The 19030-nt window shown below is 47.3% G+C and carries 21 protein-coding genes; 14 read left to right on the top strand and 7 right to left on the bottom strand.

The genetic code is table 11. The features are described from left to right. Positions 1–26: 26 nt before the first annotated feature. The 5 genes from ACSSVF_RS04120 to dnaA form a co-directional block, all read right to left on the bottom strand. Entirely contained in the window at positions 27–524 is a 498-nt protein-coding gene (locus ACSSVF_RS04120) for a sigma-70 family RNA polymerase sigma factor (RefSeq protein ID WP_492405690.1), read from the bottom strand. Between the two features lie 40 nt (positions 525–564). Continuing rightward, complete coding sequence (locus tag ACSSVF_RS04115; RefSeq protein WP_492405688.1) at positions 565–1002, bottom strand: helix-turn-helix domain-containing protein; 438 nt, start codon at positions 1000–1002, stop codon at positions 565–567. A gap of 260 nt (positions 1003–1262) precedes the next feature. Further along, a complete protein-coding gene (gene gyrB / locus ACSSVF_RS04110; RefSeq protein WP_492405686.1) occupies positions 1263–3668 on the bottom strand; it encodes a DNA topoisomerase (ATP-hydrolyzing) subunit B in 2406 nt (801 codons plus the stop codon). 81 nt (positions 3669–3749) lie between these two features. Beyond that, positions 3750–4853, bottom strand: a complete 1104-nt coding sequence (gene dnaN, locus ACSSVF_RS04105; RefSeq protein WP_492405685.1) for a DNA polymerase III subunit beta — start codon at positions 4851–4853, stop codon at positions 3750–3752. 270 nt (positions 4854–5123) lie between these two features. Continuing rightward, a complete protein-coding gene (gene dnaA, locus ACSSVF_RS04100; RefSeq protein WP_492405684.1) occupies positions 5124–6548 on the bottom strand; it encodes a chromosomal replication initiator protein DnaA in 1425 nt (474 codons plus the stop codon). Between the two features lie 337 nt (positions 6549–6885). Between dnaA and rpmH the strand changes: the two genes are divergently transcribed. The 5 genes from rpmH to mnmE are packed head-to-tail and all read left to right on the top strand — an operon-like array spanning position 6886 to position 10655. Next, positions 6886–7020: a 50S ribosomal protein L34 gene (gene rpmH / locus ACSSVF_RS04095; RefSeq protein WP_018987191.1), complete on the top strand. Its 135-nt coding sequence runs from the start codon at positions 6886–6888 to the stop codon at positions 7018–7020. After that, positions 6977–7411 carry a ribonuclease P protein component gene (gene rnpA / locus ACSSVF_RS04090; protein WP_492405681.1) on the top strand — a complete coding sequence of 145 codons (435 nt, stop codon included), beginning with the start codon at positions 6977–6979 and terminating at the stop codon, positions 7409–7411. Before rpmH ends, rnpA begins: the two co-directional genes overlap by 44 nt. Before the next feature lie 8 nt (positions 7412–7419). Then, complete coding sequence (yidD, locus tag ACSSVF_RS04085; protein ID WP_492405680.1) at positions 7420–7629, top strand: membrane protein insertion efficiency factor YidD; 210 nt, start codon at positions 7420–7422, stop codon at positions 7627–7629. A gap of 19 nt (positions 7630–7648) precedes the next feature. Continuing rightward, positions 7649–9256 (top strand): membrane protein insertase YidC, encoded by a 1608-nt coding sequence (yidC, locus tag ACSSVF_RS04080; protein WP_492405678.1) that lies wholly within the window; start codon positions 7649–7651, stop codon positions 9254–9256. Continuing rightward, the gene (gene mnmE, locus ACSSVF_RS04075) at positions 9246–10655 is read left to right on the top strand and encodes a tRNA uridine-5-carboxymethylaminomethyl(34) synthesis GTPase MnmE (protein WP_492405676.1); all 1410 of its coding nucleotides are present in this window, start codon (positions 9246–9248) and stop codon (positions 10653–10655) included. The genes yidC and mnmE overlap by 11 nt, the downstream gene beginning before the upstream one ends. A gap of 10 nt (positions 10656–10665) precedes the next feature. Here the strand turns inward: mnmE and ACSSVF_RS04070 are convergent, their stop codons facing one another. Together ACSSVF_RS04070 and cycA are read right to left on the bottom strand one after the other, a co-directional pair. Then, positions 10666–11253: a cytochrome b/b6 domain-containing protein gene (locus ACSSVF_RS04070; protein ID WP_492405675.1), complete on the bottom strand. Its 588-nt coding sequence runs from the start codon at positions 11251–11253 to the stop codon at positions 10666–10668. 22 nt (positions 11254–11275) lie between these two features. Beyond that, positions 11276–11710, bottom strand: a complete 435-nt coding sequence (gene cycA / locus ACSSVF_RS04065; protein WP_492405673.1) for a cytochrome c'' — start codon at positions 11708–11710, stop codon at positions 11276–11278. 222 nt (positions 11711–11932) lie between these two features. On the opposite strand from cycA, the gene mnmG reads away from it, so the two are divergent. The 9 genes from mnmG to ACSSVF_RS04020 all read left to right on the top strand — a co-directional run bounded on the left by mnmG (position 11933) and on the right by ACSSVF_RS04020 (position 19024). Continuing rightward, positions 11933–13870, top strand: coding sequence for a tRNA uridine-5-carboxymethylaminomethyl(34) synthesis enzyme MnmG (gene mnmG, locus ACSSVF_RS04060; protein WP_492406303.1), 1938 nt, complete (start codon positions 11933–11935; stop codon positions 13868–13870). Further along, positions 13870–14493 (top strand): 16S rRNA (guanine(527)-N(7))-methyltransferase RsmG, encoded by a 624-nt coding sequence (gene rsmG, locus ACSSVF_RS04055; protein WP_492406302.1) that lies wholly within the window; start codon positions 13870–13872, stop codon positions 14491–14493. The genes mnmG and rsmG overlap by 1 nt, the downstream gene beginning before the upstream one ends. Continuing rightward, a complete protein-coding gene (locus tag ACSSVF_RS04050; protein ID WP_492405671.1) occupies positions 14493–15251 on the top strand; it encodes a ParA family protein in 759 nt (252 codons plus the stop codon). Before rsmG ends, ACSSVF_RS04050 begins: the two co-directional genes overlap by 1 nt. Before the next feature lie 48 nt (positions 15252–15299). Further along, positions 15300–16148 (top strand): ParB/RepB/Spo0J family partition protein, encoded by an 849-nt coding sequence (locus ACSSVF_RS04045; protein WP_492405669.1) that lies wholly within the window; start codon positions 15300–15302, stop codon positions 16146–16148. Between the two features lie 159 nt (positions 16149–16307). Continuing rightward, on the top strand, positions 16308–16700 hold the full coding sequence (locus ACSSVF_RS04040; RefSeq protein WP_492405667.1) for an ATP synthase subunit I: 393 nt from the start codon (positions 16308–16310) through the stop codon (positions 16698–16700). A gap of 32 nt (positions 16701–16732) precedes the next feature. Then, positions 16733–17608 carry a F0F1 ATP synthase subunit A gene (gene atpB / locus ACSSVF_RS04035; RefSeq protein WP_492405665.1) on the top strand — a complete coding sequence of 292 codons (876 nt, stop codon included), beginning with the start codon at positions 16733–16735 and terminating at the stop codon, positions 17606–17608. Between the two features lie 67 nt (positions 17609–17675). Beyond that, positions 17676–17942: a F0F1 ATP synthase subunit C gene (atpE, locus tag ACSSVF_RS04030; RefSeq protein ID WP_492405663.1), complete on the top strand. Its 267-nt coding sequence runs from the start codon at positions 17676–17678 to the stop codon at positions 17940–17942. Between the two features lie 65 nt (positions 17943–18007). After that, positions 18008–18478, top strand: coding sequence for a F0F1 ATP synthase subunit B (locus ACSSVF_RS04025; RefSeq protein WP_444700691.1), 471 nt, complete (start codon positions 18008–18010; stop codon positions 18476–18478). A gap of 9 nt (positions 18479–18487) precedes the next feature. Beyond that, positions 18488–19024 (top strand): F0F1 ATP synthase subunit delta, encoded by a 537-nt coding sequence (locus tag ACSSVF_RS04020; RefSeq protein WP_492405661.1) that lies wholly within the window; start codon positions 18488–18490, stop codon positions 19022–19024. The last annotated feature ends 6 nt before the right edge of the window (positions 19025–19030 follow it).

Raw genomic sequence — 19030 nt, 5'->3', positions numbered from 1 at the left:
GGAGTGCGTAAGACTACATGAATCTTCTAGGCGTTAGCAAGAAAATGCCTAAGCGCCTGGGCCATATGATTTTCAACGGTTCGTAGAGATACACCGAGAATATCAGCGATCTCAGGGTAGGTATAACCCTCTAGTTTCGACAACAAAAATACGCTTCTGATATTTGCATTGAGCCCATCAAACAATGCATCAAACTGCATCAGGCTCTCAATCACCATCATACGATACTCATGCGACTCAAGGTGATCACTGGACAGATGGGCGATTGATTCAAGATAAGCTTGCTCTAGTTGCTTCCTGCGGATGTGGTCAACCATCAAGCCATGCGCAATCGTGCTTAAAAGCGCTCTGGGTTCAGTGTGATTGACCAGTTTTTGAGGGTTGTCGATCACGCGTAGAAAAGTGTCTTGCGCCAGATCGCTCGCATGGTGCATGCAGTTTGTCCGGCGCTTTAGCCATTTCAACAGCCAGCTATGATGCGTCACATAGAGCGTGTGAATTTCTTGGTGAAGCTCTCGAATCAAAGCAGCGTCCGGCGTATAATTAGATAGGAATCATTCTCAATTATAGTGGTATTGATGCTGATTGACAATGCGGTGTCATGCAAAGCCTGTTAGTCACTTCCGCTCCCCTTTTCAAAGCAAGACTTCTTTGCTCTCGCAAACTCAGTAACTCTTCAAAAATGCGTATCTCGGATGATTGGAGTTCTGGTAAGGCACTCCATAAGCGATGCAGCATATGGAATGTTTCTGGTGGTGTTTGTGGTGGAATAACAAGTTTACGTTGAGAAACCTTAGCGAGCTTTCTCAGCTCCTCAGCGTCAACCAAGCTCAAGTTGAATTTTCGTACTAACTTTTCTACAAACTCATCCGTTGGGGATTTCTTATCCAACTCCAGCGCAGAGATCAGCCCTTGCTCGTAACCTACATGCACAGCAAGCTCTCGCTGACTTAATTTAAGTCTTTGGCGAAGTTGATAAAGATGTGCAGCGAAAGGGCTCAAAAAAAATCCCGGATTTAATAATCTTCGAATAGAAAGATTACATCACCGGGATTATTTTCTCAACAAAAATGTTGATTAACTTATTGTTTTAAAAGGAAATTTAGTTATATAAATATTGTATTATTTCTTATATAGGAAGCTTTTTTTGCAACCCAATTTTTTAAAAGCCTTTATATCCATAATTTTCAAAAAAATTCGCACAACTGAGTTTTCACAATTGTGCGAAAGTTTTCACTATTTCTGCGAACCTACATGTGAATTTAAATATCCAGCGAACTCACACTGAGTGCATTGCTTTCAATAAATGCGCGGCGTGGTTCCACGTTATCGCCCATCAGGGTGGTGAAAATCTCGTCGGCGCTGATCGCATCATCAATTTGCACTTTCAGCAGGCGACGTACTTTAGGATCCATGGTGGTTTCCCACAATTGTTCCGGGTTCATCTCGCCCAAACCTTTATAGCGCTGAATATTCAGGTTATGTCTGGCTTCGCCTAACAACCAATCCAGTGCCTGTTTGAAAGTGCTGACCTTTTGCTCTTTCTCACCACGTTTGATCAAAGCCCCTTCACCCAGCAGGTTGTTGACCATTTGTGAGGTGCGGTTGATCTGACGGTAATCGCCGCTGCTTAAGAACTCAGCGTCAATGACGCAGCTTTGCAAGTTGCCGTGTACGTATTTATTCACTTCCAGGCGATAAGCACTGGTTTCGGTATCCTGCGCCACGATCACTTCAGAACCGATCGCACCCAGGATAGGACGCAATTTTTCAGCTGCGGCATTGGCTGCGGCTTCTGTATTCAGTTCCAGGTCACCCAAGTCTTGAATCGCACGCAACACGCTTTCGTCATACAGATTGGCAATACGGCGGATCACGGCTTCTGTCAGCACCATTTGTTTGGCAATGCTGTTCAGGGCGTCATCCTTCAAGACATTACCGCCTTCACGCGTCAGCAGTTCGGCACCCTTTAAGGCTGAATTCAGCAGGTACTCGTCCAGTTCGTGTTCGTCTTTCAGGTAACGTTCATCACGGCCCTGTTTCACTTTGTAGAGTGGTGGCTGCGCAATGTAGATATGGCCGCGTTCAACCAGCTCAGGCATCTGACGGTAGAAGAAAGTCAGCAGCAAAGTACGGATGTGCGCACCATCGACGTCGGCATCGGTCATGATGATGATGCGGTGATAACGCAGTTTCTCAACATTGAAATCCGCTTTGCCTATGCTTGTGCCTAACGCGGTGATCAGTGTCGCAATTTCTTGCGAGCCTAACAGTTTGTCAAAGCGGGCTTTTTCTACGTTAAGAATCTTACCTTTGAGTGGCAGGATGGCCTGGTTTTTACGGTCACGGCCTTGTTTGGCTGAACCGCCCGCGGAGTCACCCTCGACCAGGTAGATTTCACAGAGTGCCGGGTCTTTTTCCTGGCAATCAGCCAGTTTTCCCGGCAAACCCATGGTGTCCATCACGCCTTTACGACGGGTGATTTCACGCGCCTTACGGGCAGCTTCGCGCGCACGGGCAGCTTCTACGATTTTGCCGCAGACGATTTTCGCATCGATAGGGTTTTCAGCCAAAAATTCGGCCAGTTTAGCCGACACGATTTCAGACACTACCGGTTGCACTTCACTGGAAACCAGTTTGTCTTTGGTCTGTGAGGAGAACTTCGGATCCGGTACCTTGACTGACAACACACATGTGATGCCTTCACGCATATCGTCGCCAGTGGTTTCCACTTTGGCTTTTTTCGCGAATTCGTTTTGCTCGATATACTGGTTCAGCGTACGCGTCATCGCTGTGCGCAAACCGGTTAAATGGGTACCGCCATCACGTTGCGGGATATTGTTGGTGAAACACTGTACGGTTTCTGAGTAGCTGTCGTTCCATTGCATGGCAACTTCAACCGTCATATTGTCTTTTTCACTCACAGCGTAAAACACTTTTGGGTGCAATACGGTTTTGCTGCGGTTCATGTATTCCACAAAACCTTTGATGCCGCCGCTGAAAGCAAAGTTTTCTGACTTGCCGGTGCGCTGGTCGATCAACTCGATCTTGACGCCGTTATTCAGGAAAGACAGTTCACGGATACGTTTGGCCAGGATCTCAAAGTGGTATTCAACCAGCACAAATGTATCTACAGAGGCCAGGAAGTGCACTTCTGTGCCCTTTTTATCGGTAGTGCCGGTCACCGCTAACGGCGCTTGTGGCACGCCTCGGTGGAATTCCATCTGGTGCACTTGGCCTTTGCGGTAGATCTTCAGTCTCAGCCAATCGGACAAGGCATTCACCACAGACACACCCACACCATGCAGGCCGCCAGATACCTTGTAGGAGTTCTGATCGAACTTACCACCAGCATGCAGCTCAGTCATGACGATTTCAGCCGCTGAACGCTTGGGCTCGTGTTTATCGTCGTCTTTGACATCGGTTGGAATGCCGCGGCCGTTATCGGAAATACTGATGGAGTTATCCGGATGGATAATGACTTTAATATCATCGCAATGACCAGCCAAGGCTTCATCAATCGCATTATCCAGTACTTCGAACACCATATGGTGCAAGCCTGAACCGTCTGACGTGTCACCGATATACATGCCTGGACGCTTACGTACTGCATCCAAACCTTCTAAAATCTTGATACTGTCTGAGTTATATTCTTGTGGCTGTGCCATAACAAAAGTTTCTTTAATAAGATTAAAAAACGACTGAAACCAATAGCGACCGTGTTTCACGTGAAACACGGTAACCTTGCATTATATGCGCATTGGCATCACAACGTATTTATAGTTGGCATCGCTCGCTGTCGTGATCAGGCAACTACTGTTGGCATCGGCAAACGCAAACTGGATATTTTCATCGCCGAGGTTATTGAGTACATCAATCAGGTAGGTGACGTTAAAGCCTATATCCAGTGCAGCTTTGCTGTAATTGATATCGAGTTCTTCTTCGGCTTCTTCTTGCTCGGTGTTGGTGCTGATCAGCTTGAGTTGGCCATCAGTGATCACCATGCGGATACTGCGATATTTCTCGTTAGACAAAATTGAGGCACGTTGCAATGCACTCAAAATCTCCTGGCGATTCACTTCAAACGTGTTTTGGTGACCATTTGGAATCACACGGTTGTAATCAGGGAATTTACCATCGATCACTTTACTGATCAGTTGAATATCACCGAATTCAAAACTGACCTGGCCATTCAATAAATCAATCACCACAGGTGAATCAGATTGATCATCCAGCAGTTTTGTCAGTTCCAGCACGGTTTTGCGTGGCAGGATGACTTCTGTTTTTTCAAAATCTTTATCCAGCGTGGTATTGGTGTAGCTTAAACGGTGCCCATCAGTACCCACTACATGTAGCTGGTTGCCTTGTACTTCAAGCAGCAAACCATTCAGGTAATAGCGGATATCCTGTTGCGCCATGGCGAATTCAACCTGTTTCAACAGGCGTTTCAATTCTGATTGCGCCAGGCTGAAGCTGATGTTCTGGCCGCTGGCTTTACTCATCAATGGGTAATCGGCAGACGGCAGTGTTTGCAGGTTAAACCGGCTTTTGCCTGCTTTCAACGTGATGCGGTTATCCTGGTTGTTCATTTCGATTGCCGTGTTCTCAGGCAATGAACGACAGATATCCAGTAATTTTTTAGCAGAAATCGTCGTGCTCAGTTCACCTTCTACGCCACTATTCACTTTCAGTGAAATCTGCATTTCCAGATCTGTCGCTGTCAAATGCATTTCCTGTTGTTTGATGTTAATCAACAAATTGGAAAGAATAGGTAACGTATGTCTGCGTTCAACGATTCCGGTGACATTGTTAAGTGGTTTAAGCAATACTTCACGACTGATTTTGATTTGCATGGCCTGACCTGATTAATAACTTTATTTCAATATATAAAAGATAAGATTAATAGTAATGTAGCATTTATTTGTGGGTAACTAAAAAAACCTTTTATATTCAGTTACTTGCTACCCATTTAACTTGTGTATAAATTGCGATTTAAACATGCATAGTTTGTGGCTGATATTGTAAACCGATTTTATCCTGTCTATACGCAATATTTAAGCACACTTCATTCGCACCTTATCCACAGCTTTTGTTTTTGCATTTTCTAGCGTTAATCCTTAATACTAATCTCTAATCACCTGTGTTAAAAAACCAATATCGCGCGCGAGCGTCTGGTCATTTAAACGATGTTGTTCGATTTCATCACAGGCATGCATCACCGTCGTATGGTGACGTCCGCCAAAGGCTTCACCGATTTCGGGAAAGCTATGGTTGGTTAATTCTCTTGCCAGTGCCATAGCCACCTGGCGTGGCCTGGCGACATTACGTGAACGCTTTTTACTGAACATATCACTGACTTTGATCTTGTAATAATCAGCCACGGTTTTTTGGATATTCTCAATCGTGATCTGGCGACCGCGCACAGCAATCAAATCACGTAAGGCATCTTTAGCCAAGTGCACATCAATAGCATGCCCGGTAAAGTTGGCCATAGCGATAATACGGTTCAGGGCGCCCTCTAGCTCACGTACACTGGAGCGGATCTGCTTGGCGACAAAAAACGCCACATCTTCATGCAGATTGATCTTCAGTGTCTCGGCTTTTTTGCGCAGAATAGCAACACGCATTTCCAGTTCTGGTGGCTCAACCGCGACCGTCAGGCCCCAGCTAAAACGTGTGCGCAAGCGTTCATCCATATCCACGATTTCCTTAGGATAGGTATCGCAGGTAATGACGATCTGCTTCTTTTCTTCAATCAGCGTATTAAAGGCATAGAAGAACTCTTCTTGCGTACGCGTTTTTTTGGCAAAGAATTGAATGTCATCGATCAGCAGCAAGTCCAGCGAGTGATATTGCTGTTTAAACTCATCAAACGCCTTGTTTTCATAAGCCTTCACAACGTCAGACACATAACGTTCAGCATGCAGGTAGCGGATATTGGCTTCTGGTTTAATCTTTTTCAGCTCATTGCCAATCGCCTGCAGCAAATGCGTCTTGCCCAGGCCCACTCCGCCATAAATAAACAAAGGGTTATATGCCTGCCCTGGGTTGCCAGCGACTTGTATCGCCGCAGCGCGGGCTAGCTGGTTGGCACGGCCGGTGACATAGTTATCAAACAGAAAGCTGTTATTAAGCCCGCTACTTTTTTCGGCTTTGATATTTTTAACTGGTGCGCGGGTCGGAAAAGTTTTTTTCTCAACAGGCTTTTCGCTTTGCCTGGGCTGGCTTTTTTCAGCTGGCGCTGCACTGCCGCTGGGCGAGTGACCATTACTGGCTGTAGCCGTATTCGTCAGCGCAGGTTCTGTTTGCAGAATGCTGCTATCGACAATCAACTCAACCACCACTGTATTGGATAACTCGAGCGCAATGGTTTCAATACGGTTAAAAAACTTGCTTTTCACCCACTGCATGACAAACTTGTTAGGCGCGACAATTTGCACAGCCTGACCATTCACGCGTGCACGCAGGGGTTTAATCCAAGTATTGTATTGCTGTGCGGATAGTTCCTGTTCGAACTTCAGCAGACAATGCGCCCAAAAATTTTCCATTGCTCCAGTATTTTCAAAGTATGCAAAATGCTTGCTCCGGCCTATTAGCCTGGGAGAAGTTTGCGTTTATTTATTCGTATGTGCCAGGAAAGAGTGGCAGAAGTGGGAATCAAAGCTGTCAGATAGACTGATTCACTGGAGTTATTTTAAACGTTTTAACTAGAGTTATCCACAGCCTTAGACTATATAAATATAAAAAAAATCATTGACATACCAAGCTGAATTCATGTTTAATTAAGGGTTTTTGAAATCGGCAAATTTCAGCTGCGAAATCAGCGGGCCGAAACAGATTTTAATTGTCGGGATTTATTTCCCTACTTGGCGCAGGAGCTAAATAATGAAACGTACCTACCAACCATCTAAAACCCGTCGTGCACGTACCCATGGCTTTCTTGTGCGTATGAAAACCAAAGGTGGCCGCGCAGTGATTGCTGCCCGTCGCGCTAAAGGCCGTAAACGCCTGGGTCTGTAATCCCGGCGTTGCATTGCTTTTGCCAATGCATGACAGTCTACCAGCCATGACATTGTATAAGCTTAGAAAAACGGATGAATTTTCATCCGTTTTTACTTTCAGGAAACGCTTATATGGTGAATGGCTGCTCGCCAATATCAAACCTAACCAGCAACCGCTCAATCGGTATGGATTAGTCGTGCCGAAAAAAATTGCCAAACTGGCGGTGAGACGTAATTATATGAAGCGCGTGTTGCGCGAATTGTTAAGAAATCAACCTTCTTCAACAACAAGCGGTTATGATGTTGTGCTTCAGGTACGCAAGACTTTTCAACACGCGGATTTTCAAGCCGTGCAACGTGATTTGTCAGTATTGCTGAGCAAGCTTAAAAAACCTTCTACAGTTTCCTGATTACGCTGATGAAAATGCTACTGATTACTTTGATAAAGTGTTACCAGTGGGGCTTGAGTCCCTGGCTGGGGCGTCAATGTCGTTTTCATCCAACCTGTTCACACTATGCGATCGAGGCTTTACAGCGCTATGGCTCTGTAAAAGGCTCCTGGCTGGCATTGGCCCGAATCGGCCGCTGTCATCCCTGGCATCCTGGTGGTGTGGACCCTCTTCCTTGACTTGTAAAAACGAAACCTTATGGATACTCGCCGTTTAATTCTGTTCGTCATTTTTTCCTTTTCTATCATGCTGCTTTGGGATGCCTGGCAAAAAGAGCATGCACCTGAGGCACCAGCCGTACAAACCGCTGCGACGCCACAAGGCGCGCCTGCTGATAAACCGCTGGAAAATGGTGGTTTCAGCCTGAAAAAGGGCGAGCGTATTTCTGTCAAAACAGATCGTTATGCTGCTGTGATCGACACTGTGGGTGGCGACTTGCGTCAATTATCTCTGCTGGAGCATAAAGCGGATGATAACTCCGGCCCTTATGAGCTGATGAGTGATCAGAGCAAGGAAAAGTTGTATGTTGCACAGACCGGCCTGAAAGGCGATGGTCTGCCTACGCATTACGAGACGTTTACAGCGCCTAATACTAGTTATGTGATGCAAGAGAGTGAAAACTCGCTGGAAGTGCGTTTAACCGCACCGGAAACCAATGGTGTAGCGGTCGATAAGATCTATACCTTCCACCGTGGCGAATACCAGATTGATGTCCGTTACGAGATCAAAAACAATAGCGAAAAAGCGATTTCGCCTTCTGTTTATTACCAGATCATCCATGACAGCGAGTCTAACCAGGGCTCAAAAATGATGCCTACCTTTACCGGTGGTGCTTATTTCACTGAAGCGGATAAATACAACAAGGTCAAATTCGATGAAATGGCCAAAAAAGATGTGTCCATCAATGCCAAAGATGGCTGGGTAGGCCTGGTACAACATTATTTTGTCAGTGCCTGGATTCCACAATCCAAAGCCGAGCGTAAGTTCTACACCACAAAACTCAGCGAACAGGATTTCTCTATCGGCACCATTTTGCCTGTGGGTGAGATTGCCGCTGGTGCGACTAAAACCATAGATGCCAAGTTATTCAGTGGTCCACAGGAACAAGATGATCTGGAAGCTGCCGCGCCGGGCATGGAGTACGTGGTTGATTACGGTATCCTGACCATAATCGCCAAGCCGCTGATGTGGTTGCTCACGCATATCTATGACCTTGTGAAAAACTGGGGCATTGCCATCATTATCCTGACAGTGCTGATCAAAGCTGCTTTCTTCAAACTGTCTGCCTCCGGCTACCGTAATATGGCCCACCTGCGTGAAATGGCTCCGCGCATGCAGGCGTTGAAAGACAAGTTTGGCGATGACAAGCAAAAGCTTCAGCAAGCCATGATGGAGATGTACCGCACCGAGAAAATCAACCCTATGGGCGGTTGCTTGCCTATCCTGGTGCAGATTCCGGTATTTATCTCACTGTATTGGGTGTTGCTGGGTTCAGTACAATTACGGCATGCGCCGTTCTTTGGCTGGATCCAGGATTTGTCAGCCACAGACCCATACTTTATTCTGCCTATACTGATGGGCGCCACCATGATCATTCAAACAAGCTTGAATCCACCACCTACGGATCCGATTCAGGCCAAAGTGATGAAAATCATGCCAGTGCTGTTTAGTGTGTTCTTCTTCTTCTTCCCGGCCGGCCTGGTGCTGTACTGGTTGGTGAACAATATTCTTTCGATCTGGCAACAATGGGCGATCAACCGCATGATCCATGCAGAAGCGGTTGCTAAAAAAGGACATGGCAAATAGTCAGCGATCGGGTGATATTAACCCGGCTGACCTGGCGCAGCACAATCCTGCGCCAGGTCATGCAACCACTGAAACGATAGCAGCGATTGCCACCGCGCCTGGTGCCGGTGGCATCGGCGTGGTACGAGTATCCGGCCCTTTAGCTAAACAAATTGCCGAGCAAGTCCTCGGTCACTGCCCTGCCCCACGGCATGCGGCTTATTTGCCTTTTTACCAGGCGGACGACAGCCTGATTGATCGTGGTATCGCGATTTATTTCCCCAACCCGCATTCTTATACCGGTGATGATGTGCTGGAACTACAAGCGCATGGCGGTACTGCGCTCATGCAAATCCTGTTGGCGCGCTGTATTGAATGTGGCGCACGGCATGCAGTTGCCGGTGAGTTTACCCAACGCGCCTACCTGAACGATAAACTCGACCTGGCGCAGGCTGAAGCAGTCGCTGACCTGATTAATGCAGCCACAGCCGAAGCTGCACGCAGTGCGGTGCGCTCCTTATCCGGTGAGTTTTCCCATGCTATCCAGGCCTTGTTGCAGCAGTTAATAGACTTGCGCATGTATGTCGAAGCCTGTTTAGACTTCCCTGAAGAAGATATTGATTTTATCAGTCAGGGCCGTGTGCTGGAAAAACTGCGGGCCAATCAGCTAACTTTGCAAACAATCTACCAACGCGCAAAACAGGGTGCACTGCTACGCGAAGGCATGAATGTCGTCTTGATTGGGCAACCTAATGTCGGTAAATCAAGTTTGCTCAATGCACTGTCCGGCGAAGACGTTGCCATTGTGACGCCGATAGCCGGCACTACCCGCGATACGATCAAAAGTGTGATTCAAATTGAAGGTGTGCCTTTACATATCATAGACACAGCGGGCTTGCGTGACACCGAGGATGTTGTTGAGCAAGTAGGCATTGCGCGCACCTGGAAGGCGATAGAAACCGCACAGGTGGCCTTGCTGTTGGTCGATAGCCAGCATGGCATTGGGCCTTATGAAACAGGTATTTTGCAGCAGTTGCCTGCGCAAGTAGAAAAAATCTGGGTGCATAATAAGATAGATGTTTCACGTGAAACATCGCGTGTCGAAAATCGAGAAAATGAGACACACTTGTTTTTATCAGCCAAGACAGGTCTAGGTATCGACGCCCTGCAAAAAACGCTTCTGAAAATAGTCGGTTATCAACCCGGTAATGAAGGTGTTTTTATGGCGCGTGCCCGTCACCTTCTGGCATTGCAGCAAGTTGAGTTACATTTGCAGCAGGCAGCTCAACAAATGCATGCTGCTGAGTTGATTGCCGAAGAGTTGCGTGGTGCACAAGAGGCGCTGGCTTCGATCACTGGTGAGTTCACGCCTGACGATTTACTAGGTGAGATTTTCAGCCGCTTTTGTATAGGCAAATAAAAAACCCGCCTTAGCGGGTTTTTTTTCGTCTGGGGAATGGTGTGTTTCTTTGGCTGAAGCGTTCATCAATGCTGCACACCCGTTTGCTGCCGGTAATCATGGCCCAGATCAAGTTGTCCTTATGAATAAAGCTTTCAAACAACACGCCTAAGACATGAATCACAACTACCCCTAACCAGGCCCAAGTAACGTAGTGATGAATCACTTGGGCTAAATCGTCATCAATAAATCCCCAGCCGCTGTTATAAACGATACAGCCTGATCCCACTGCCAAAATACCTAAGCCCAGCATGGCGTAGATTGCAATAGAACCGACAGGGTTGTGGCCAACATAATGCCTGGCTGTCCCTTTAAGCAGTTTGAATAAATGCTTCATTGCCCAAACGGGGTTTAACGGAAAGCTTTGGAAATTGGCGTAGCCGGTAGCGACTACGCCCCAAATAATACGCGCAACGATTAAGGTGCCTGCTACATAGCCTGCATAAGCATGGTGCAGTCTATCCCACATGGAACTATGGGTATAAAACGCATATGAGAAAGCCGCCACTAGGGACCAGTGGAAGATCCGGATAAATGGATCCCATACGTAGCGCAACATACCGGTTGTTAACTCGGCTTGATTATTTAGTTGGCTTGGTTTCAGTCAGTAAATAGGCAATAAAGTTAGCTTTTTCAGCTGGTGCACAATCTGCACCTAAAATATCGTTGCAGTGCTTGGTAAATTCCTCCTCTACTTTATCGATATCGGTAAAGCGTTTGGTATTGACGCGTGGCGCTAAAGGAGGAATCTCCTTGTTGGTAACGATGTTCTTGCCAACGTTTGCCGGATTGTTGGTATGACATGACGCGCAAGCTGCTTCTCTACCGCTAGCTGTCTGAAACTTGCGATTAAAGAATATCTTGCCGTCAGTGATAGACGGGGCTTGAAAGGTTGGGTTTACTGAGTGCGCGATATTGGTATATTTATAAACCAGTTTTTCAGCATTGGTAACGTCTGCCAGTGCATGCACAGAAAAAACTACCCCGAATACAGCAATTATTGTTTTGATTTTCATGGTAAGAGCTCCTTGGTTATTATTGAGACTAATTTTAGTATTTTTATGTTAAATAATTATGGCCTGCGTGTAATTGATTTGTATTAAACCGTTATCAATTTGTATTAAAACGCTGCTCAAGTGTAACTAAGATGTGATTAAGGTGTGAATTAAAATGACCACCAGCCTAGTTTACGCTAAAATCACAACTCTTTTTAAATCAAATAGTTCAATCACTTTATGATGGATTTCCCTGATAAATTCGATGTCATCGTTGTCGGTGGCGGCCATGCCGGTACCGAAGCGGCGCTAGCTGCTGCGCGTATGGGTCAAAAAACCTTGCTGCTGACCCATAACATCGAAACATTGGGGCAGATGTCGTGTAACCCTTCCATTGGTGGTATTGGTAAAGGGCATCTGGTCAAAGAGGTGGATGCACTTGGCGGCGCCATGGCTGCTGCCACTGATATTGGTGGTATCCAGTTTCGTATCCTGAATTCAAGCAAAGGCCCTGCCGTGCGCGCCACGCGTGCGCAGGCCGATCGCATCCTGTATAAGGCGGCCATACGCTATCGGCTGGAAAATCAGCCTAATCTGTGGCTGTTTCAGCAAGCGGTGGATGATATTATCCTGGAAGGTGAAAAAGCAGTCGGTGTGGTGACACAGATCGGTTTGCGTTTCCACTCCAAAGCTGTGGTGTTGACAGCGGGTACTTTCCTGGGTGGTTTGGTACATGTCGGTTTGCAGAACTACAGTGCTGGGCGCGCCGGAGATCCGCCAGCTATTTCATTGGCTGCAAGATTGCGTGAAATTGGTCTCCCGGCTGGCCGTCTTAAAACGGGTACTCCGCCACGCATTGATGGGCGCACTATTAATTTCAGTGTCATGACTGAGCAACCTGGCGATACACCTGTGCCGGTGTTCTCATTTTTGGGTAATGTGGCGCAGCATCCGCAGCAATTACCTTGCTGGATCACTCATACAAACCAGCAGACGCATGACATTATCCGCAGTGGCCTGGATCGCTCGCCTATGTATACCGGCGTGATTGAGGGGGTGGGCCCACGTTACTGCCCTTCTGTTGAAGACAAGATTCACCGTTTTGCAGATAAAGATTCACACCAGGTATTTCTTGAGCCTGAGGGTTTGACGACGCATGAGATATACCCGAATGGGATTTCTACCAGTTTGCCTTTTGATATCCAGTTATCGCTGGTGCGTTCCATCCGTGGGTTGGAGAGCGCACATATTTTGCGCCCCGGATATGCCATAGAATATGACTACTATGATCCAAGAGGATTGAAATCGACTCTGGAAACTAAAACTGTTAAAGGTTTGTTTTTTGCAGGCCAGATCAATGGTACAACTGGTTATGAAGAGGCGGCTGCCCAAGGGTTGCTGGCAGGCGCAAATGCGGCGCTGTACGCACAAGAGAAAGATGGCTGGTGCCCTTCCCGCGAGCAGGCATACCTGGGTGTGTTGGTCGATGACTTGATTACCTCCGGAGTGAGTGAGCCTTATCGTATGTTCACCAGTCGTGCGGAATATCGTTTGCAGTTGCGTGAAGATAACGCTGATATGCGACTCACCGAAATTGGCCGAAAATTGGGCCTGGTGGATGATGCGCGCTGGGAAGCCTTTAGTAAAAAACAGGAAATGGTTGAGCGTGAACAAGCAAGATTAAAGCATACTTATTTGCAGCCAGAGGGCGGTCAGGTAAATAGCAGCAGTCAAAACAAGATTGTTTCACGTGAAACACAGGTAGCTGTTTTTGGTAAAGCGTTGGAGCACGAGTATTCCCTGTTCGAATTATTGCGTCGTCCAGAGATTACATATCAATCGCTATTGGATATTGTGCCCTCCCCGGAAATATTGACAGAGGATGTGCTGGAGCAGGTGGAGATCGCTGCTAAATACCAGGGCTATATAGATAGACAAAACGAAGAGATTGCGCGCCAGAAGAATAGTGAGCATATAAAACTGGGTGACGTGATTAATTACAATGATGTGCATGGTTTAAGTAATGAGGCACGTCAGAAGTTGCTGATGCAACAACCTGAGACTGTAGGTCAGGCTAGTCGTATCCAGGGCATTACGCCAGCCACCATTTCTTTGTTGTTGGTATATATCAAGCGCAAACAGAAAAAGCAAAGCCACGCTGGCGATATTGCCGCCGCATGATGACTTTAGAATCACAATTGGCCGCCGGTGTGCAGGCGCTGGGTTTGGAGTCTGTTGTCTCTGCGGAGATGCAGGCACAATGCCTGGCCTATATATCGTTACTGCATAAATGGAATAAAGTGTACAACCTGACTGCGGTGCGTGACCCGCAGGAAATGGTGAACCTGCATATACTGGATAGCCTGAGTGTATTGCCGCATATACAATCCGGTCGTTTGCTGGATGTTGGTAGTGGCGGAGGTTTGCCTGGGCTGATTATTGCCATTACCCGCCCGGATGTGCAGGTAACCACTATCGATACCGTGCAGAAAAAAGCCATCTTTATGCGCCAGGTGAAAGCAGAACTGGGTTTGAGTAATGTAGAGGTAGTGCACGGGCGCGTAGAAGCGTACCTGCCACCCTCGCCTTTTAACCAGGTTATTTCCCGGGCATTTTCAGATATCGCTCTATTTAGGCGCCTGACCATGCACCTGATTGTTGCGCATGGGCGCTGGTTAGCCATGAAGGGGGTGGTGCCTGATGATGAGTTGCAACTGGCGAGTATCATCCCAACCGAAATTATTCGTTTGCAAGTACCTAACCTGCAAGCGGAAAGACATTTAATTGTGTTTGAGAATTCATAATGAAAATAATCGCGATCACCAACCAAAAAGGCGGCGTGGGCAAAACCACTACTTGCGTGAATCTGGCTGCCAGCCTGGCCGAGCATGGTAAAAAAGTGTTGTTGGTCGATCTTGATCCACAAGGCAATGCCAGTACCGGTAGCGGCATAGACAAAACACATTTGAAAGATAGTATCTACCAGGTGCTGATCGGCAATAAGACCTTGCAAGAGGTGATTCTGCATGCGGAAGCAGCAAAGTTTGATGTTGCCCCTTCCAATCGTGATCTGGCAGGTGCTGAGGTCGAGCTGGTCAATGAAATGGCGCGCGAGACACGTTTAAAGAACGCCCTGCTCAAGCTGGGTGACAGCTATGATTATGCGTTACTGGACTGTCCGCCCTCGCTTAACTTGGTGACAGTAAACGCTTTAACGGCCGCAGATTCGGTCATGATCCCTATGCAATGTGAGTACTATGCGCTGGAGGGTTTGTCAGACCTGGTCAATACCATCAAGAAAGTGCGCGCTCACTTAAACCCGATACTGGAAATCGAAGGCCTGTTGCGTACCATGTTTGATAATCGCAATATGCTGGCGCAACAGGTGTCGGCGCAACTGGTCAGCCATTTCGGCAAAAAAGTCTACCAGACCATTATCCCGCGCAATGTGCGCCTGGCCGAAGCGCCCAGTTATGGTATGCCGGTGTTGTTGTACGATCGTGCCTCCAAAGGCGCGCAGGCCTATCTGGAGCTGGCACAAGAGCTGATCCAGAAGAATTAATTTTTTACCCAAACTTTTCACAGACATTCAACACAAGGAATCAGCAGTATGGTTAAGCTCAAAGGACTCGGACGTGGACTTGATGCATTGTTATCCGGTGATGTAGAAACCATCGCTCAATCGGACACGTTACGTACGCTGCATGTCAGCCAGCTACAGCCGGGCAAATATCAGCCTCGTTCATATATGAATGAAGAGGCCTTACAGACGCTGGCCGATTCCATACGCACGCAGGGCATCATGCAACCTATCCTGGTGCGAGAAATTGCTGAGGATAAATTTGAGATCATCGCCGGCGAACGCCGCTGGCGCGCGTCGCAAAAAGCCGGGCTGACTGAAGTGCCGGTATTGGTGCGCGAGATCGCTGATGAAGCGGCACTGGCAATGGCGCTGATTGAAAACATCCAGCGCGAAAACCTCAATCCGCTTGAAGAAGCCATGGGCATCAAACGCCTGATTGATGAATTTGACATGACGCATGAAAAAGCCGCTGAAGCCGTTGGTCGCTCCCGCGTAGCGGTTTCCAACTTGTTGCGCCTGCTGACACTGACACCGATGGTGCAGGATATGCTGCTGGATAACCAGATTGATATGGGTCACGCCAGGGCATTGGTAGGCGTTGAGCCAGCCCAGCAAATCCTGTTGGCGAATAAAGTAGTGCAGGATGGCTTATCTGTACGCGAAGTCGAGCGTCTGATGCAACAAGCACCGGGCGGGAAAAAGAAAGCCAAGGAAAATGAGCAGCCGGATATCGCTTCCCTGCAAACACAATTGAGTGAGCAGTTGGGTGCCGGCGTGAATATCAGCGCTAAAACCAATGGTTCCGGTGTGCTGAAACTGAGCTATGCAAATTTAGACCAGCTGGATGATTGGATAGCAAAACTCACGGGCAAATAAGCAAAAGTTCCGGCAAAAAGCAAAATTTTAGCCTGGTGTAGGATTTTTCCAGCACATTCAGGCAGTTATGTCGTGTTGAAAGCTTGACTTCACACGGTGAATAATTCAAAATCTCGCGTCTTTGTAGCAATTTGCCTTGATTTTTTGCAGTTAAACCCCATGACCACACCGGAAACCAGCCTCTCCGACGCACAAATGTACCGCAATATGCTGCGTTGGCAAGTGATGGCAACGGCTGCTGTAACGATCGCAGCGAGTTTGATCTCCGGATTTCCCGCAGGTGTTTCAGCATTGTTTGGTGGTACGGCGGTGATAGTAGGTGCCTGGTTTGCCGCAAGAATCGCAGCAAGAGGTCAGTCTAAAACGCAGGCGACAGATGTATTGTTGAACCTGCTTAAGGCTGAAGCAGTAAAAATTCTGATTATTGCCATTATTTTATTGGCGGTATTCAAGTTGTATCAATCGTTGGTGCCGTTTGCACTGATTGCCGGTCTGGCGGCCGCTGCCCTCTTCTCGGGTGCTGCCCTGGCAAAATCGCAAACCCCTGTGTAGACACGTTTATTTTAAAAAAATAGTTTGAGATTATGACAACCGAACACACACAACAAGCAGAACACGCGCTGACTCCTTCCAGCTACATCCAGCATCACCTGGGTTTTAACGCCCAATCTGTTGGTGATACCAGTTTCTGGACCTTGCATGTGGATACGCTGGCGATGTCAGTTATCCTGGGTTTTGTCGTGATGGGTCTGGTCTGGTGGGTCGCACGCGGTGCAACGTCTGGCGTGCCAAGCAAGCGCCAGGCTTTCGTTGAATTAGTGTTTGGTTTTATCGATGACCAAGTAAAAAACATTTTCCACGGTGACAGACACAGTTTTATCGCACCAACAGCACTGACCGTTTTCCTGTGGGTGTTTGCCATGAATGCCATGGACTTCCTGCCGGTCGACATCTTTGCCAAATTCATCCATGCCTTAGGTTTCGATCACTGGCGTGCAGTGCCAACCTCAGATATCAACACGACTTTTGCGTTAGCGCTGGCGGTCTGGTTCCTGATGATTTTCTTCTCGATCAAGGCCAAAGGCCTGGGCGGCTGGATCCACGAATTGTTCTGTGCCCCGTTCGGTTCTGCCAAATTCTTCAAACCGAAAAGCTTTCTTGGCTTTATTGGTCTCGTTTTAAGCCCGTTGTTATTCGTCGCAAACTTCGCTTTTAACCTCATCGAATACGTTTCAAAACCACTTTCCCACTCATTGCGTTTGTTCGGCAACATGTATGCCGGTGAAGTCATTTTCCTGTTATTGGGTCTGTGGGCAGCCACAGGCATCACCGGGACAATCGCAGGTGCAGTGCTGGGTGCTGGCTGGTCTATCTTCCACATCCTGATTGTGGCTCTGCAAGCGTTTATTTTCATGATGCTGACTGTGGTCTACCTGGCCATGGCGCATGAATCGCACTAGTTTCAAGTTTTTGGTTATTAATTTTGTAGTTGTTTTTATTTCTTAATATAAGAGAGGGTAATACATAATGGAAGCTTTAGCATTGATTCAGGCCTACACAGGCATTGGTATCGGTTTGATCATCGGTTTGGGCGCTGCAGGTGCCTGTATCGGTATTGGTATTATGTGTGCAAGTTTCCTAGAAGGTGCTGCACGTCAACCAGAAATGATCCCAGCTTTGCAAGGTAAAGTATTCCTGCTGTTGGGTTTGATCGACGCGTCCTTCATTATCGGTGTTGGTTTGGCCATGATGTTTGCATTCGCAAACCCATTGTTGAGCGTTGTTACACAGTAATTCACGCCAGGTAGGGTTTAAGTAGTGACTTAAACCTTTCAACAACCCAGTAAGATGGATCAAAAATGAATATTAATTTCACACTCATCGCGCAAGCTATCGCATTTGCAGTGTTGATTTGGTTCACAGTGAAATTCGTTTGGCCGCCGCTGTTAAAAGCGATCGAAGCGCGCCAAAAGGAGATCGCGGATGGTTTGGCTGCTGCTCAAGAAGGTAGAAGTGCCTTGGAAGTAGCGGCTAAGAAATCTGACGCGACACTGAATGAAGCAAAACAAAAAGCAAGTGAGATTATTGGGCAAGCTGAAAAACGCGCTGCGCAGATCATCGATGAAGCTAAGGGTAATGCCAAAGCTGAAGGTGATCGCATTATTGCTGGTGCCAAAGCCGAGATTGATCAGGAAGTGAACCGCGCTAAAGAAGGCCTGCGCGCTCAAGTTTCTACATTGGCTGTGGCCGGTGCAGAAAAAATCCTGCGCAAAGAGATCGATGCCAAGGCACATAGCGAGATGTTGTCTAAACTTGCTGCGGAACTATAAGGATAAAACATGGCTGAACTCTCAACCATTGCAAGGCCTTATGCCGTTGCCGCCTACAAGTTAGGCAAAGAAAAAAAGGCATTGGCAAAATGGTCCGAAATGCTGGCATTTTCTGCGGCAGTTGCATCAGATGTACACATGAAAACGCTGATTGACAGCCCCAAACTGAATGCTGCTGATATTGAAGCGGCATTCCTCAAGGTGGGTGGTGACAATCTTGACGATCATGGGCAAAATTTAATCAAGATTTTGGTTGAATACGGCCGTTTATCCTTATTGCCTGCTATTGCTGAAGCTTTTGAGGCTTTGAAAGCGCAAGATGAAGGCACGCTGGACGCTCAAATTATTGCTGCTGCAAAACTGACAGCTGCGCAGACTAAAGATTTGATCAAACGTCTGGAAGCCAAGTTCGGCAAGAAGATTGAAGCAAGCGTATCCGTAGATCCGGAAATCATCGGCGGCATCAAAATTATTGTTGGCGACACGGTCATCGACGCGTCTGTCCAAGGTCAGTTACAAAATTTAGCCTATACGCTCACAGCATAAGGCATA

The sequence above is a fragment of the Methylophilus sp. E2MeOHC9 genome (genome assembly GCF_058744375.1).
The sequence above is the reverse complement of the archived record's forward strand: the minus strand, read 5'-3'. Positions and strand labels throughout refer to the sequence as shown.